This window comes from Polaromonas sp. P1_E12, assembly GCF_056405975.1.
This window is the reverse complement of record NZ_JBFUBB010000004.1, coordinates 84,023-101,433: the sequence shown is the minus strand read 5'-3', so window position 1 is coordinate 101,433 and position 17,411 is coordinate 84,023. Positions and strand designations below refer to the sequence as shown.

The window sequence follows — 17,411 nt, the reverse complement described above, 5'->3', positions numbered from 1 at the left end:
GCCAAAAATGTCCACTTGGTTTGCATCGGCACAACGAAAAATTACATAAGGAAACATATACAACTAATAGGGTTGTTAAAAAGTTCCACTTCTGTCACATCAGACTAACAAAGTAGTAAATTTAGTATTAGAAAAATCGCAACATAGTTAATCTTCGTACTGTTTGTTACCAGTATGTTGTCTGACATGAGACATGCCGAGTGAACGCTGTACGTCCTCTGCCAGCGTTGACTCGGTGCTCCTGCGGACTGCCTACCGGCACGGTTCCCAAGCATTCAAAGAGTCGAACTGCCTATGTTGTCCTCGAAATTTCTGGCGAAAGCCTCTGCCGGCTCCTTGCTTCGTGCTGCGGCTCTCGGATTGGCCATTGGATTGATGCCCGTTGCGGCCCAAGCCTTGACGGCTTCGGTGACCGCGATCATTCCGGCGCAAGGGATGTATCCCGGCGAGACGGCAACCTTGCGGATTACCTTGTCCAACAGCGATCCGGTGCCCGCCACCAACGTGGACTTCAGCAACAGCCTGCCTGGCCTTCTGCCCAACGGCCTCAGCGTTGCGTCTGCGGCCATAAATGGTTGCGGTGGGGCTTTGACCGCCAACCCGGGAACTCAGGCGCTTGCCCTGGCTGGCGGTACCATACCTGCCGCCGCCGGCGGGATTGACGGCCAGTGTGTCATCGATATTCCGGTGACGGTCGGCACCTCGACCGGCAACGCAACCTCCTATGCGTATCAAATCCTCAATGGCGCGGTCACCAGTACCGGCGGAAGCAACGTTGGAGACGTGTCGCAGACCTTTACGGTGCGGGCGCTGCAGCAACCGCAAATTTCGAAGGCATTCACCAGCTCGACGCTGGTACTGGGAGGCGCTTCGACACCTCTGACCATCACGCTGGTCAACCCGAACCCGGTGGCAATTTCCGGGTTCAGCATCACCGATAACTTTCCCCAGCTCGGTGGCAGCGCCATCATGAAGGTCGCGGCAACGCCCGGCGCGAATGCAACCTGCACCAGCGGTCCGGTACCGGCCTTCAATCCCGCACCGGCAGCGGGCGCAACCAGTGTGACCGGCACCGGAGATCTGCCGGCAAACGGGAGTTGCACCTTCGTTGTGAATGTGGAGGCGAACCAGACCAACGGCCAGTTCTCGACCGGTGCCCAGAACAACATCATCAACCGGAGCACCGACTTCACCAATGTGCTTGGACTGCCCGCCCAGGCCAATGCGCAGGCCAGCGTGACGGTCCGGTCTCCGCTCGGTGTGTCCAAGGGCTTTACGCCCAGCACCTCCCTTTCAAGCGGTGCCACGGGCTTTCTTACCCTCACCTTGAGCAATAGCGGCAATACGCCACTGACTGTCACCACCTTTGATGACACGCCGATCGACGGGATTGGTGGCGTCGACCCGACAAAAGGGTTAAACGTCACATCGGCGGTGACCAGCTGTGCGGGCGGCGCCGCTGCCGCGATCAACAGCAACAAAGGCGTCAGGCTGACCGGCGGGACCATTCCCGCCAATGGCAGCTGCACGGTGACAGTGAACTTCACCGCAGCTGTTCAGGTGAACGGCGTGCCGGTGACCTACACCAACAGCATCCCCCAAGGCGCCGTGGATGTGGGCGATCCCGCCATCAAGAGCCAGGCGGTATCGGCCACCATCCTGGTTGCCGACGACCTCCGTGTTCTCAAATCGGTACAACCCACGACACCTGTGGCGCCGGGCAACCCGATCCAGTACCAGATCACCGTGCAAAACTTCGGCGCTGGTGCGATCAATACCGTATCGGTGACGGACAACTTCACCAACGGCCAGACATTCCTCACCGGCACGATCAACGGCTTGAATTACACGCCGACTGTCAGCGCGGGCTGCGGCAACGTCAACTCTGCGAGCGCACTGGGCAGCAATGCGCCGGTCTTTACCATTGACACCGTCCCGGCCCGCACCAGTGTCAGCGTACCGGGTGCCTGCACCATCACCATGTGGGCCATGGCGTCCACTGTTGCGGTGGCCACCTCGAACAACGTCATCGCTGCCGGTGGGGTTTGCTACAACGGCGGCGCCACTTGCAACGGGGGTGCTTCCAACTCCACCAGCGTAGGCACCAACCCGCCCGTGCTCGCTGCAACGAAGGCGTTTGCCCAGTCCTCTCCCGGCGCCAGCACGTTTGCCGAGGGAACCATTGTCCGCATGACCATCACGCTGACGAACAAGTCGGCGAACCCACTGACCAACGTTGCGGTCTCGGATACTCTGCAATTGGCAACCAGCGGTGGGGGGCAGCTTCGCATCGCCAATCCGGCCAACGCGGCAAGCACCTGCGGCGCCCCCGCCATCACGGCGGTTGCCGGTTCCACTTCGATCGGCATCACTGGCGGCACCGTTCCGGCTCGCGCCAACAACGGCACGGGTGCGGACGGCAGCTGTAACTTGCAGGTGGATGTCGTAGGGCCGGCCGGCGTTTATAACAACACCGCGACGGTCGACGGCACCGAAACCTACGGGAACGGCACGACACACACACTGGGTACGGTATCAACCAACACCCCCCAGCTGACCTACACCTCCGCGCTGACCGCGAACAAGAGCTTCAATCCACCCAGCGTGTCCTCGGGCGGCAAATCAACGGTCACGGTTCAGCTCCTGAATTCGAGCGCGCTTGCACTGACAAACGTCAGTGTGACCGACCCACTCCCGGCGGGCATGGTGCTGGCCACCCCGCCCAATGCGCAGACGACCTGCGCGGGAAGCACATCCATCACGGCTGTTGCAGGGGCAGGCAGCGCAACCCTGACCGGTGCCAATGTGGCGGGCGGCGGAAATTGCGCCTTCCTGTTTGATGTGGTGGCAACAGGTGCCGCGAACTGGGTCAACAGCATCCCTCCCAACGGCATCCTCGCGGACGGCGGCGTGCGTAATGTCACCGCCGTTGTCGGCACGCTGCTTTTCAATGCCCCCACCGGCCTGGCCGTCAGCAAAACGACTTCCATCAGTTCCCTGGCCTTCCCCGGCCAGGTGAGCCGGCTGACGATCAACCTATCCAACGGGTCCCAGGCGGTTACCAACCTGGACATCACCGACTACTTCACGGTCGGCGGTGTTGCAGGCGGCACCAACAATGGGTGGGTGGTGACACCTACCCCGGCAACCGCAACGACGTGCCCGGGCGGGGTTGTGACCGCTGCGGCGGGCGCGCGATCGGTCCGTCTGTCAGGGGCAAACCTGGCGGTAAACGCGACCTGCCAGATATCGGTCAACGTGACGTCTGCCGTAACCGGTGGCAACACGAACACCATTCCGCCCGGTGCCATCATCACCGACCAGAACCTGACCAATGCCAACCCGGCAACGACCAGCCTGGCGATCAGCACGAACATTGGCATCGTCAAGCAGTTCACGCCCAACGTGGTGGCGCCGGGTACCCGGTCCCGCTTGCGCATCACTTTCTATAACCCGCTTTCACAGCCCGTCAGCGACCTGGCGGTCACCGACACCTTGCCGGCCGGCGTGACTGTTCCCAGTGGCGCGAATCCGACGACGACATGTCAGGGTGCGACGGTCTCTTCGACGGCCAACACGGTGCAACTTTCGGGCGGCATCATCGTCGCCGCGGCCGGAAATGTGCCAGCAACCTGCCAGGTGGAAATCGACGTCTTTGTGGCGGCGCAAGGCGACTATGTCAACACCATTCCAGCCAACGCACTGACGGCAAGCGCGGGCGGCAATGCCCTGGCGAACACCCAGCCTACGAGCGATACGCTGCGCGCGAAGTCACCGGTAGTGGTGCACAAGGCCTTCAGCGCCCGCACACTGGATGCAGGCAATCCTGTCGGGTTCACAACCGGGTCCGACACCAAGGCGCCTGGCGCGGTGTCGGTGATGACGATTCGTTTCGACAATCCCAACAACACACAGCTCAACGGCATGACCTTGACGGACGCATTGCCCGCCGGACTTGTCGTCGCGCCTACGCCAGCTGCGGCCACGACCTGTGCAGGCGGCACTGTTGTTGCCGCAGCGTCCGCCACCAGCGTTCGCCTGACCGGGGCCACACTCGCAGCCAATGGGTTCTGTACCGTCACGGTGAATGTTCTGAGCAACATTTCGGGCGTGTACACCAACACCATCCCGACCGGGAGCATTACTACCACCGAGGGCGTCACCAACCAGGAGCCCACCAGCGCACAGCTCATTACCTCCACCCCGCCGACCGTCGGCAAGCAGTTCACCCCTGCGGTGATCCCACCGAGCGGCGTATCGCGCCTGAGCATCGTCATCGGCAACACGAACGCCGCAGCAATGACCTTGAGCGCGGATTTTGACGACGTCCTGCCGACGGCACCCGGCCAGATCCGTTTGACGGCAGCTCCGGGCATGACGACCTCCTGCGGTGGAACTGTCGTGGCTGCCGCCAACGCCACCAGCGTGAGGCTCAATAGCGGCGGCACGGTCCCCGCAGGTGGCTGTACGATTGATGTCAATGTGACGGGGCTGACGGCTGGCGTACACACCAACAACATTCCCGCCGGTGCCCTGCAAACGAATCTGGGCAACAACCAGGCGCCTGCCAATGCGACGTTGACGATCAGCACCCTTGGCTACATCTCCGGCAAGGTTTTCAGAGACAACAACGTCACGCCCAACGGCACCTTTCAGAACGGCACCGACACGGGGATCGCCGGGGTCGGCATTGAACTGCGCAGCGGCGCAAACTGCAGTGGCGCACTGCTGACGACAGGAACCACCGATGCGCTCGGCAACTACCTGTTCTCCTCACTGGCAGCCGGCAGCTACTCCGTTTGCCAGCCAGCGCAGCCCGCGGCAACCACCAACGGCATCACGACCGCCGGCCCCATCAGTGGCATCAATGGCAGCACGGGTTCAGCCGGTGCGGCATCCAACCCCACGGCTACCACCAGCCAGATCACCAACGTGGTTCTCAATGGTGACGGCGCAGCCGCCGAAATTTCGGGCTCCGCCAACAACAACTTTGCCGAAGTCGTTCCTTCGACCATTTCAGGCAAAGTGTTCAAGGACCTGAACAACAACGGCGCACAGGACGGCGCAGACGATCCGCTCGCAGGCGTCACCATCGAGCTCAGGGACGCAGGCAATGCACTGATCGCGACCACGGTCACCGACGCGACGGGCAACTATTCGTTCGGCAATCTTTTGCCTGGAACTTACAGCGTGGTGGAGCCCGCACAACCCGCCGGCACCTCCAACGGCATTACCACCGCGGGTGCTGTTCCGAATGGCGGAACACCCGGAACGGCGACCACACCGGCCGTCACACCGAGCCGGATCAGCAGCATCGTGCTGCCGCCCAATACGGTTTCGAGCGGCAACAACTTCGCCGAGGTGTCCAATGGCGGCACGATTTCCGGCAAGGTCTTCCTGGACTATGACAACAGCGGCCTGATGAATGGAAGCGATCACGGCATCGGCGGACAGACGATCAATCTGACGGGCACCGACATCAATGGGCTCGCTGTCTCCAGGTCAACAGTCACGCTGGCCGACGGAACCTATAGCTTCACCGGGTTGGCCCAGGGTACCTATACCGTGACACAGCCGTTGCCCCAGGCGACGGGCACGACCAATGGCCAGACCATTGCCGGTAGCACGGGTGGAACGGCGACCTTGCCAGCCAATCCGGTGTCCTCGATCTCGAACATTCCGCTCGCCACCGCTAACGCCGTGTCGGCTGACAACAATTTCGCTGAAATCCCGGGCAATGCGCCTGATCTTGCGATCGCCAAAACGCACGCGCCGGTCAGCTTCGCCCAGGGATCCAGCACGGGCTTCTACACCATCACCGTCTCCAACGTCGGTGCAGCGGCGACGTCCGCCACCGTGACGGTGGTCGACACCTTGCCCGTGGGTATGACTGTAGCTGCCGTCAATGGCGGCGCAACGTGGTCTTGCTCCAACACCGCCACAACCGTCACCTGCAACACCAACAGCGTGATCGCATCCGGGGCGACGGCGCCCGTTATCACGGTGCGTGTTGCGGTGGCTGCCGGTTTGTCCGGACAGGTCCTGGTGAACACGGCGGTGGTTTCCGGCGGCAATGAGCCCAGCGGCTTTTCCGGCAACAACACGGCAACCGACCCCACGGCGATCTCCGATGTGGCGGCGGTACAGGGCAGCGTGTGGCGCGACCTCAACCATGACCGCATCAAGGACCCAGGTGAACCATTGGTCCCGGGCTGGATCGTCGAGCTGACACTCGGCGGCGTGGTGGTGGGTACCACCACCTCCGACGCAAACGGCGCTTACAGCTTTCCCAGCGTGGCGCCGGGCTCGGGTTACCAGATCCGCTTTCGGGAGCCCACAAGCGGGCGCATCTATGGACGCCCAGTGCCCAATGAGACCGGATTGCCCTATACGAATGGACAGGTGAATTCGACCTCCAACCCGGCCGGTGCGAACAATACCGACGGAACGTTAAGAGGCCTTACGCTAACCGCTGGCACCACGACCTTGGCCCAGAGCCTGCCGCTGGATCCGAGCGGGGTGATTTATGACGCGGTCAGCCGTCAGCCTGTACCCAACGCCATCGTCACACTCTCGGCCCCAGGCCTCACCGCAGCCGACGTGATTGGCGGCAGCCTGACGCAGACCACCGGTGCTGATGGTTCTTACCAGTTCCTGTTGCTGGGCGGCGCTCCGGCAGGCGCGACCTTGTACACGCTGACGGTGACGTCGCCACCGGGTTACCTGCCCGGTCCGTCGGCGATTATTCCAGCCTGTACCGCGACCCTGGGCGTGGGCCTGGCGCCTCCGAGCCCGGATCCGGCATTGGTGCAGAACAGCAACTTCGCACCCACAGCGGGCGTGCCGCTGCACAACCCCGCAGCTTGCCCCAACAACACCCTGGCCCTTGCGGGCGGTGCGGCCACGACCCAGTACTTCTACACGTTCACCTTCGCCGCAGTTCCAGGCTCTGCCAACGTGTTGAACAACCATATCCCGCTGGACCCGGTGTTGGGTGGCGCGATTGTGATGACAAAGAGCACACCGCTGGTCAACGTGGTCCGTGGCGACCTGGTGCCGTACAACATCACGGCGACCAACACACTGAATGCGGTGCTCGGCAACATCAACATCGTGGATGTGATTCCGGCGGGCTTCAGGTATCGCACCGGCTCGGCATCGCTCAATGGCGTGGCACTTGAGCCCACGGTGAGCGGACGCAACCTCACCTGGGCCGGCCACACGTTTACCGCAGGTGAGCGCAAAACACTGCGCATGCTGCTGGTGGTCGGCAGCGGTGTGTCGGAAGGTACTTACGTTAATCAGGTCGCAGCCCGCAATGCGCTGGTCAACGCCCAGGTGTCCAACACGGCCACAGCGACGGTGCGTGTGGTCCCCGATCCCACCTTCGATTGCTCCGACATCATCGGCAAGGTCTTTGACGACAAGAACGCCAATGGTTACCAGGACGAGGGGGAGCCGGGCATCGCGAATGTCCGCATTGCAACTGCGCGCGGGTTGCTGGTTACCAGCGACCATGATGGACGCTTCCACGTGGCTTGCGCGGCAATCCCGAACGCTGATCGCGGTTCCAACTTCGTGATGAAGGTGGACGAAAGAACCCTGCCTTCGGGCTATCGGTTGACAACCGAAAACCCGCGTGATGTCCGGGTGACACGCGGCAAGATGGTGAAGCTCAATTTCGGCGCGACGGTCCATCGTGTGGTCCGGCTCGAACTCTCCGGCGCTGCATTCCTGAACGACGGCACGGAGTTGCAGCCTGCGTATCTCGCGGTGCTGGAAAAGCTGCCTTCGCAACTGGCGACACGTCCATCCATCCTGCGCATTGCCTATCACCGAGGCGCCGAGGCGGCAGGGCTTGCGGAAAAACGCGTGTCGGCGATCAGTGACCGGATACAGACCTTGTGGAAGGAAAGGCGAAAGAAGGAGCGCGCGGAAACAGACAGTGAACCCCTCCATCCCTTGATGATTGAGACCGAGCTGGAGTCGGCGAAATGAATTTCCGTACACACACCATTGCAGTAGCCGTCAGCGTCCTTTGTGCAGGGTCTTCTGTATGGGCCGCTACCGAAGTCAGCGGCAAGCGAATTGACAATGGCCGCATCGACCTGTTCTCGACGCCTCCGCCTTCGGAGGTGCAGCCAGCCATCAGCTACCCGTTGCCTTCGGGCGTTACGCGGGAAGAGGCGGCAGGCATGCGCAGCCGCGCCGCACAGGTGCCGCAGAGCGTCGCCTCCGTCAACAAGGCGCTGGAAGAAGCCAGCGGCCTGAGCCTTTTTGTATCGGGCAAGGCCGAGTTGCTGCCCGCCGCCAAAGCGTCCATCGAAGCGCTGGCCGCCGAGATACGCGCCAGGGGGGCATCGTCTCCAGGCATGCGCATTGCTGTTGTCGGGCACACGGACAACCAGCGTCTGGCGCCTGAAACCAGGCGGATCTTCAGGGATAACCAGGGGCTCTCTGAGGCCCGTGCTTTGGCGGTTGCAGCCTATCTCAAGCAGCAGCTGAACAATCCCGCCATCACTTATTCGATCGAAGGTGCAGGCGAGAACAAACCGTTGGCATCGAACGCAACGTCTGAAGGGATGGCCCGCAATCGCCGCGTCGAGCTGCGCGTGTGGTTCGATGCCGCAGCGCCGGCGGGCGTTCCTGTTCCGCTGGCGGCCGCCAAGCCCTGCACGCCACAGGCCGTGGGGCAGTCCACTGTGCCGTTTCGCATCACGATTGATGGCGAGCCGATCAATACCTCCGAGATTCCCAATGAGGCAGATGGCCAGCGGTGCGCCGACGTCGCGCTCGAGAAGGCTGACATCCAGGTGCGTTATGACAGCCTGGCCATTGCGCCGGTGATGAATGCCTGGGCCACACCCAATGCAGCGGTCAAGGGCGAGGTGGCGGAGTTTCGGGCCTGGTCAAACTACATTCCCTGGATCAAAAAGGCCGAACTGCGGCTTTTCCGTGCAGGGCAGAAGACACAGGAGCATCCTTTTGAGGTCGTGCCCATCACATGGTCAGGCGCGCTCAACTGGACCGTTCCGGCCAACACAGCCGGCGACCAGGTGTTCTACCTCCTGCGTGTTTATGACGCCCAGGGGCGTTTCGACGAGACCAGTCTGAAATCCCTGAACCTTCTGGCGCGCGCCATGCCGGTCAATGAAGATGCGGAGAAGCTCGAGCGCGAGCGGCTGACGGGGTATGGCGAAAACAGCCTGGCTTTGCGCAATATTCCGGTCACCGGGGGCACGGTCACGGTCAACGGTACCAATCTCAAGCCGGGCCAACGTATCGAAGCGCTGGGGCTGGAGCTGCCGATCGATGCGCAGGGCAAGTTCGCCATGAAACAAATCATGCCGGCAGGTCCGCAGTCTGTAGAGGTGACGCTGAAAGAGTCGGACGGGCGCGCAAGCACCTTTCGCCGCAACCTCAACATCGCCGCGGATGACTGGTTTTACCTGGCACTAGGGGATTTGACGGTCGGGAAAAACAACGTCTCCGGGCCTGCGAAACTGGTGACAGGTGACATGAGTCACTACGAAGACAAGGTGTATGTCGATGGCCGCGCCGCTTTTTACCTCAAGGGGAAAATCAAGGGCGAATGGCTGCTGACGGCTTCGGCCGATACCCGGGAAGGTCCTATCGAGGACCTGTTTTCCAACTTCTCCAGCAAGGATCCCAAATACCTTCTGCGCAGTATTGACCCCAACCTCTATTACCCCGTCTACGGCGATGACAGCACAACGGTGGATGATGCGCCGACGCAGGGCAAGTTTTTTGTCAAACTGCAAAAAGGCGACTCGCACGTCATGTGGGGTAACTTCCAGACCTCGTGGAGCGGAACGGAGCTGATGCAATACTCACGCGGCCTATATGGCGCACAGGTACGCTACCGCTCTGAAGATGCCACGGCCTATGGCGAAAAACAGACCCAGATTGATGCTTTTGCCGCCGATCCGGGAACGCTGGCTTCGCGCGAGGAGTTTCGCGGCACGGGAGGCTCGCTGTACTACCTGCGCCACCTCGACATCACACAGGGCTCGGAGCGCGTCTGGATCGAGGTCCGCGACAAGGACTCCGGCATGGTGATCGAGCGCCGCGAGCTCGCACCTACGCAGGATTACGAGATCAACTACCTTCAAGGCCGTATTCTGTTGCAGTCGCCCTTGTCCGCGACTGGCGCCGGCGCCGGCCTGATCATGGCGTCTGCGGTAGGCGGCCAGCCGGTCTACCTCGTGACGACATACGAGTTTGCGCCCGGCGTCACGGCCATCAACAACCTGTCGACCGGCATTCGCGCGAGCCAATGGCTGAACGACCATGTGCAGCTGGGCGCCAGCAGCTACCACCAGGGCGAAACAGGATCCAGCCAGACGCTCAAGGGAATCGACGGGACGCTGCGCTACAAGCCTGGCACCTGGCTGAAGTTTGAGGCGGCACGCTCAAAGGGGCCGGGCAATGGGGCCCAAACCTCTCTGGATGGCGGCTTTGGATTTAACACGCTGAGCAACGGCGGCATCCAGTCGGCCGGTGCAGAACGTCTGGAAGGCTCGGTGGATCTCGCCGAAGTCACCGACAGCATGAAGGGGAAGATCACCTCTTATGTCCAGAACCGTGACCGCGGTTATTCGGCCCCAGGGCAGATTGGCATAGGCGGCGAGGCGGTCCGGCAGGCCGGTGCCGCTGCCGATGTGGAGCTTTCTCCGGGCACGCGCGTGCTGGTCAAGGCAGACAAGCGCGACGGCGATCTGCAGAATAACCAGAACGCCGAGCTTGCGGTGCGGCAGACGCTGAACAGCGAATGGGAAGTCGCTGTCGGGGTCCGTGCGGACGATCGTTCCAATGTCACGCCGAATGCCAGTCCGTTGCTTTCCCAGACCGGATCGCGCACGGATGCGCAGGTGAGGGCGGATTACCGGCCTGATCGTGCGGGTGGAAAACCCGGCGAAAAAGAAAACTGGGAAGCTTACGGTTACGTTCAGGGGACGCTGGAGCGTGACGATACGCGCGACCCCAACAACCGCGTCGGCCTGGGTGGCGCACTGCAAGTCAGCGAACGCGTGAAGCTCAGCGGCGAAGCATCCGGCGGCAGCATGGGCGCCGGCGGCAAGCTGGGCGCCGACTACCGCATCTCCGACCGGAGCAATGCCTATCTGGCGTACACGATGGAAACAGAAAGCCCGGATGTCGCGTGGCGCGGCCGCCAAGGGACGCTGGTCTCTGGTGCAAGCACCCGCGTGTCCGATCAATTGCGGGTGTTCGGCGAGGGCCGTGCAGTCAATGGGGCCGGCCCGCAAAGCTTGACGCAAGCCTTTGGCATGGACTGGTCGCCCAATGACCGCTGGAACTGGGGCGCCAAGGTCGAGTTCGGAACCGTGTCCGACCCATTGGCTGGTGACCTCAGGCGCCGTGCGCTCGGTGGCTCTGTCGGCTACAAAAAGGACAGCCTGAAATACGGCGGTAATCTTGAGTGGCGCAACGACCGGAGCAATGTGTCCGGCGAACGTACCACCTGGCTGATGCGCAACACGGTGGGCATGCAGGTGGACCCTGCCTGGCGCGTGCTGGGCAAGCTCAATGTCTCGCGTTCAAGCAACAGCCAGGGGGCCTTTGTCGACGGTAACTACCATGAGTTTGTGCTGGGCAGCGCCTACCGGCCGGTTGACAACGACCGCTGGAACACCCTGTTCAAGTACACCAACCTGCACAACGTGCCGACCGCGGGCCAGCTGACCCCTTCGGGCCAGGCGGCCGACTACGCGCAGCGCAGCCAGGTGTTTTCCGTCGACACGATTTACGACGTGAAGCCGTGGCTTTCCGTCGGCGCCAAATACGCGTTCCGCATCGGCGAGCTGAAAATGCCGGTTGCCGGCGGGGAGTGGTTCTCCAGCCGTGCTGATCTTCTGATCTTCCGGGCGGATCTTCACCTGGTCAAGGAGTGGGACGCCCTGATTGAATGGCGCAACCTGCGCGCCACGGAGGCGCAGGATGCAAAAGCCGGCATGCTCCTCGGTGTCTATCGCCACCTTGGCAAGGGGGTGAAGGTTGGGGTGGGATACAACTTCACCAAGTATTCCGATGACCTGACCGACCTGTCTTACCGCAGCCGGGGCTGGTTCCTGAATGTGCTTGCCACCTATTGAACGTTTGAAATTAACAGGCCTTCGCGCGGTTGTGCGGCGGCGGTCAATGGGCTGCCTTGAGCGCCCGGCGGTACTGCACGGCTTCCGCGACGTGGACGACCTGGACGGCCTGTGCGCCTGCGAGGTCGGCAATCGTCCTGGCCACTTTCAGGCAGCGATGAATGCTGCGGCCTGACCACCCTAACCGCGCTGCTGCTGTGTTCAGGAATTTCGCGGCCGCGTCATCGAGCTGGCATTGCGCATCAATGGCCTGGCCTTCCAGTGCCTGGTTGGTGGTGCCCTGCCGGGCAATAGCACGATCACGTGCCGTGGCAACCCGGGCCCTGATAACGGCGGTGGCCTCGCCCGGCGCCGCGTTGACCAGTTCATCGGCTGCGAGCGCACCCACCTCAACATGCAGGTCGATGCGGTCCAGCAGCGGGCCGCTGAGCTTGCCCTGGTAACGCGACACCTGTTCGGGCGAACAACGGCAAGCCCGCAAGCTCGAGCCGAGGTAACCGCAGGGGCAAGGGTTCATCGCTGCAACCAGCTGAAAGCGCGCCGGGAACTCGGCGCGCTGGGCGGCTCGCGAAATGGTGATGGTGCCGGACTCCAGCGGTTCACGCAGGGCTTCCAGGGCTGCCCGCGGAAACTCCGGAAGTTCATCCAGAAACAGGATGCCGCGGTGCGCCAGGGAAATTTCACCAGGCCGCGGCGGGGAACCACCACCGACAAGCGCAACGGCGCTGGCCGTGTGGTGCGGCGCGCAGGTGGGGCGTATCGCCCATTTGTCCAGCGTGAACCGGCCGCCCAGTGACGCCACCGCTGCGCTTTCCAGCGCTTCTTCGGTGGTCATGGCCGGCAGAAGGCCCGCAAAGCGCTGTGCCAGCATGGATTTTCCGGAGCCTGGGGCGCCCATCATCAGTACGCTGTGTCCGCCGGTCGCGGCAATTTCCAGGGCGCGTCGGGCCGCCGCCTGGCCTTTGACGTCGGCCAGATCAGGATACGGGGACTGCCCCGAAGGCACGATCGGCTTGACGCGAGACCAGCCTTCCCCTGCTTCGATCGGGGTGTCGCCCGGCAAAAATTGCCTCACCACATCGAGTAAATGGTGCGCCTGAAAGATTTCGGCGCCGGGGACCAACGCTGCTTCCTGGGCGCTGGCCTCCGGTAGCACCAGCTTCGGCAGCTTCTCGGCGGCCAGCCGTTCCGGGCGCGCCAGGGCGAGGCTCATGGCAAGCGCTCCCCGAATGGGCCGCAAGTCGCCGCCCAGCGACAACTCGCCGGCGAACTCATAGCCTTCCAGTTTGCGGGCGTCGATCTGGCCGCTGGCCGCCAGGATGCCGAGCGCGATGGGCAGGTCGAACCGGCCGGAATCCTTGGGAAGGTCGGCGGGTGCCAGATTGACCGTAATGCGTTTATTGGCGGGAAATTCCAGTCCGGCGTTCTGGATGGCCGAGCGCACGCGTTCACGCGCTTCCTTGACTTCCGTTTCCGCAAGCCCGACCAGCGTAAAGCTGGGCAAGCCGTTGGCAAGATGCACCTCCACCTGCACCGGCCTTGCTTCCAGGCCCAACAAGGCGCGGCTATGCACTAAAGACAAGCTCATTCGAAACTCCCTCCCTCAGAGGCGGCATCACAACTGAACCCGAGGCCATCCCGGGTTGCAGGCGCACCAGACCTTCACGTAAGACGAGTATCGCCTAGCGAGAGAAGCCACCCGCCGGTTCACCAGAAAGGTGTGCCCCACTGCATCCGATAGCGGCACTCACTTTCGTCCCGCGCATTTGCCTGGTTGTGTCAGTGCCGGGATCCGCCGTGGCATTCTTGCCGCCGATCTCCTGGTGCTGACCATCCCAGAAACGAACGTTGCAGAAGACCGCCGTGCACTAAAGACAGGCTTGGTGATGCTTTTTTGGTTTTATGCTCCAAAATTGTGCGCTTGAATGCCCTTTATTGGTGCATCGTATTCGGCGCAATTCGCGGAGGTTCGCTCGAAGTTCAGGGGCAGGCCGGTCATCCATGCAAAGCGTCTTTGGCACGTTACCTGCTAAGAAGTCCACGCAAGTTGCCAACCTTTGGAGCTTCTACGGAGACTCCATCAGCAATGACTCGTACAAAAGCCTTAATCCGGCTGAGGTGGTGCTTGACGATGCTGCTTCCCTATTCATCCCTGGAGGAAACCTGAAAATGAAACTCGTAACGGCCATCATTAAACCGTTCAAGCTGGACGAAGTGCGTGAAGCGCTTTCCGGCATTGGCGTGCAAGGCATTACTGTGACTGAAGTCAAAGGCTTCGGCCGCCAGAAAGGCCATACCGAGCTGTACCGCGGCGCCGAGTATGTCGTCGATTTTCTGCCCAAGGTCAAGATCGAAGCAGCAGTCTCCGACGAGCTGGTGGATCGCGTGATTGAAGCGGTTGAGGGCGCCGCCCGCACCGGCAAGATCGGCGACGGCAAGGTTTTTGTTTACAACCTCGAGCAGGTCGTGCGCATCCGTACCGGTGAAACCGGCAAGGAAGCGCTGTAAGGCTTACCCCAAAAAACGAAGAGAACATAGACATGAAAAAACTACTTGCCTCCCTTGTACTGGGACTGAGCCTGCTGACGACCGGCGCCGTGATGGCGCAGGCCCCGGCAGCTGCACCCGCCGCTTCCGCCGCAGAAGCCAAGCCGGCTGAAGCTGCTGCTTCCGCCGCCGCGCCTGCTGCAGCGACAGCACCCGCCGCTGCAGCAGCAGCCTCTGCACCGGCTGCCGCTGCGCCCGTTCCCAACAAAGGCGACACCGCCTGGATGATGGTTTCCACGCTGCTGGTCATCATGATGACCGTGCCCGGCCTGGCGCTGTTCTACGGCGGTCTGGTCCGCAGCAAGAACATGCTGTCGGTCCTGATGCAGGTCATGGTGACGTTCTCGATGATCGTCGTGCTGTGGTTTATCTATGGCTACAGTCTGGCCTTCACCGAAGGCAACGCCTTCTTCGGCGGCTTCGACCGGCTCTTCATGAAGGGCATCTGGGACAACGTTGCGGGCACCTTTGCCAATGGCGCCACCTTCAGCAAGGGTGTCGTGATCCCCGAGATCGTGTTCGCCGCCTTCCAGGCTACATTTGCCGGCATCACCTGCGCGCTGATCGTCGGCGCCTTTGCCGAACGCATCAAGTTCTCCGCAGTGCTGCTGTTCATGGCAATCTGGTTCACCTTCAGCTACGCACCTATCGCCCACATGGTCTGGTTCTGGATGGGCCCTGACGCCTACACCGGCAAGGAAGTCGCCGACGCCATGAGCGCCAAGGGCGGTTATATCTGGCAAATGGGCGCCCTGGATTTTGCGGGCGGTACTGTGGTGCACATCAACGCCGCTGTCGCCGGCCTGGTCGGCGCCTTCTGCATCGGCAAGCGTATCGGCTACGGCAAGGAAGCCATGGCCCCTCACAGCCTCACGCTAACCATGGTCGGTGCCGCATTGCTGTGGGTGGGCTGGTTCGGCTTCAACGCCGGCTCCGCCCTGGAAGCCAACGGCTTCGCCGCCCTGGCCTTCATCAATACGCTGGGTGCTACCGCTGCCGCTGTGCTGGCATGGTGCGTCGGTGAGGCGCTGATGCGCGGCAAGGCCTCGATGCTGGGCGCAGCGTCCGGCGCCGTCGCCGGCCTGGTGGCCATCACGCCCGCAGCCGGCAACGTCGGCATCGGCGGCGGCCTGATCATCGGCCTGATCGCCGGCTTCGCCTGCCTCTGGGGTGTGAACGGCCTGAAGAAACTGCTGGGCGCCGATGATTCGCTCGACGTGTTCGGCGTGCATGGCGTGGGCGGTATTCTGGGCGCGCTGCTTACCGGCGTTTTCAACTCGCCAGCTTTGGGTGGCCCAAGCTTCGTGGGTGACTGGGTGACCGCCACGGCCGTGACGCCTGACGCTTACACCATCGCCGGCCAGGTCTGGATTCAGGCCAAGGCCGTGCTGATCACCATCGTCTGGTCCGGTGTGGTTTCCTTCATCGCCTTCAAGGTGGTTGACCTCACGATCGGCCTGCGCGTCAGCGAAGAAGACGAACGCGAAGGCCTGGACATCACCTCGCATGGTGAGACCGCCTACAACCGTTAATTCATAGTCAGACGAATTCGGGCTGCCCCAGGGCAGCCCCCTGATTGAGTATCTCCTTTGGATGTTCAGCCCGCTGGCGCAAGCCGGTGGGCTGTTTTTTTTGGCGCGTGCCTTGTGGGCGTTGCATGATCGCCGGGATTGGGTTGCGGGGGCGTTTCCGGCTGTGGCCCTGCCGGTGCTAACCTTGGGTGCCTATCCACTTTTCAGCCTTTCAAGGAACGCCGCATGACATGGCAAACCGTTGTTGCACAACCCAGTGAACTGGGTGAATCGCCGTTCTGGCATCCCGACGAGCAAATGCTGTATTGGGTTGACATTCCAGGCCGGCAGATTCACCGCTGCAACGTCTTTATGGGGACGGTACAAAGCTGGCCCATGCCGTCGGAGCCCGGCAGCATTGCGCCGGCCCGTACACAGGGGCAAGGCAGTGGCCTGGTGATCGCATTGCGCGACGGCATTTACCGCGCCCGCGAGTGGGGCGCCGAACTCCAGCAACTCATGCGGGCCGGCCATGACACTGCCACGACGCGGTTCAACGACGGCAAGGCCGATCCGCGCGGCCGCTTCTGGGCCGGCACGATGTACGAACCACGGGACAAGTCCGTGGCCGAGCTTTTTTCCATCGACTGCCGCAACAGCCTTGTGCCTGCGGTAGAACGCAAGGCAGGCGGCGCCATCATCGCCAATGGCCTGGCGTGGTCGCCGGACGCCGCAACCGTGTACTGGACGGACACCCCCACGCACACCACACATGCCTGGGACTGGGATGCCGACAGCAACGCCATGGCAAACCGCCGCGTTTTCCACCAATGGCCCGGCAAACCCGCCGGCTGGCAGTTCGGCATGCCCGGTTACGGCGGGCGGCCCGACGGCGCTGCGGTGGATATCCAGGGCAACTACTGGGTGGCCATGTTTGAAGGTGCGCGCCTTCTCAAGCTGTCGCCGGCAGGAGAGTTGCTGGCTGAAATTCCCGTGCCGGCGCAATGCCCGACCATGCCGTGCTTTGGCGGCGACGACCTGCAAACGCTTTACATCACCACGGCACGCTACAACCGGCCGGCTGCCGAGCTGCAGGCCTATCCCGAGTCGGGCTGCGTGTTTTCGATGCGGGTGGATGTGCCCGGCTTGCCGGTGAATTTTTTCGAGGATTGAGCTTCGCCTCTGAAAAAACCGAACAGGCGGCATGCAAAAAGATCAA

Annotated in this window: 6 protein-coding genes; 5 read left to right on the top strand and 1 reads right to left on the bottom strand. The window is 62.3% G+C overall.

Going from position 1 to position 17,411, the window contains the following annotated elements; all coding sequences use genetic code 11:
• The first annotated feature begins 294 nt into the window (after window positions 1-294).
• Together AC1D13_RS13000 and AC1D13_RS12995 are read left to right on the top strand one after the other, a co-directional pair.
• On the top strand, window positions 295-7,998 hold the full coding sequence (locus AC1D13_RS13000; protein WP_477689676.1) for a beta strand repeat-containing protein: 7,704 nt from the start codon (window positions 295-297) through the stop codon (window positions 7,996-7,998).
• On the top strand, window positions 7,995-12,134 hold the full coding sequence (locus AC1D13_RS12995; RefSeq protein WP_477689675.1) for an OmpA family protein: 4,140 nt from the start codon (window positions 7,995-7,997) through the stop codon (window positions 12,132-12,134). The genes AC1D13_RS13000 and AC1D13_RS12995 overlap by 4 nt, the downstream gene beginning before the upstream one ends.
• A gap of 43 nt (window positions 12,135-12,177) precedes the next feature.
• On the opposite strand, the gene AC1D13_RS12990 is transcribed toward AC1D13_RS12995, so the two are convergent.
• Window positions 12,178-13,722: a YifB family Mg chelatase-like AAA ATPase gene (locus AC1D13_RS12990; protein ID WP_477689674.1), complete on the bottom strand. Its 1,545-nt coding sequence runs from the start codon at window positions 13,720-13,722 to the stop codon at window positions 12,178-12,180.
• 581 nt (window positions 13,723-14,303) lie between these two features.
• On the opposite strand from AC1D13_RS12990, the gene glnK reads away from it, so the two are divergent.
• The 3 genes from glnK to AC1D13_RS12975 all read left to right on the top strand — a co-directional run bounded on the left by glnK (window position 14,304) and on the right by AC1D13_RS12975 (window position 17,365).
• The gene (gene glnK / locus AC1D13_RS12985; protein WP_077591625.1) at window positions 14,304-14,642 is read left to right on the top strand and encodes a P-II family nitrogen regulator; all 339 of its coding nucleotides are present in this window, start codon (window positions 14,304-14,306) and stop codon (window positions 14,640-14,642) included.
• Between the two features lie 32 nt (window positions 14,643-14,674).
• Window positions 14,675-16,213, top strand: a complete 1,539-nt coding sequence (locus AC1D13_RS12980) for an ammonium transporter (protein WP_457281749.1) — start codon at window positions 14,675-14,677, stop codon at window positions 16,211-16,213.
• A 225-nt stretch (window positions 16,214-16,438) separates the two neighbouring features.
• Complete coding sequence (locus AC1D13_RS12975; RefSeq protein WP_457281748.1) at window positions 16,439-17,365, top strand: SMP-30/gluconolactonase/LRE family protein; 927 nt, start codon at window positions 16,439-16,441, stop codon at window positions 17,363-17,365.
• Window positions 17,366-17,411: the final 46 nt, after the last annotated feature.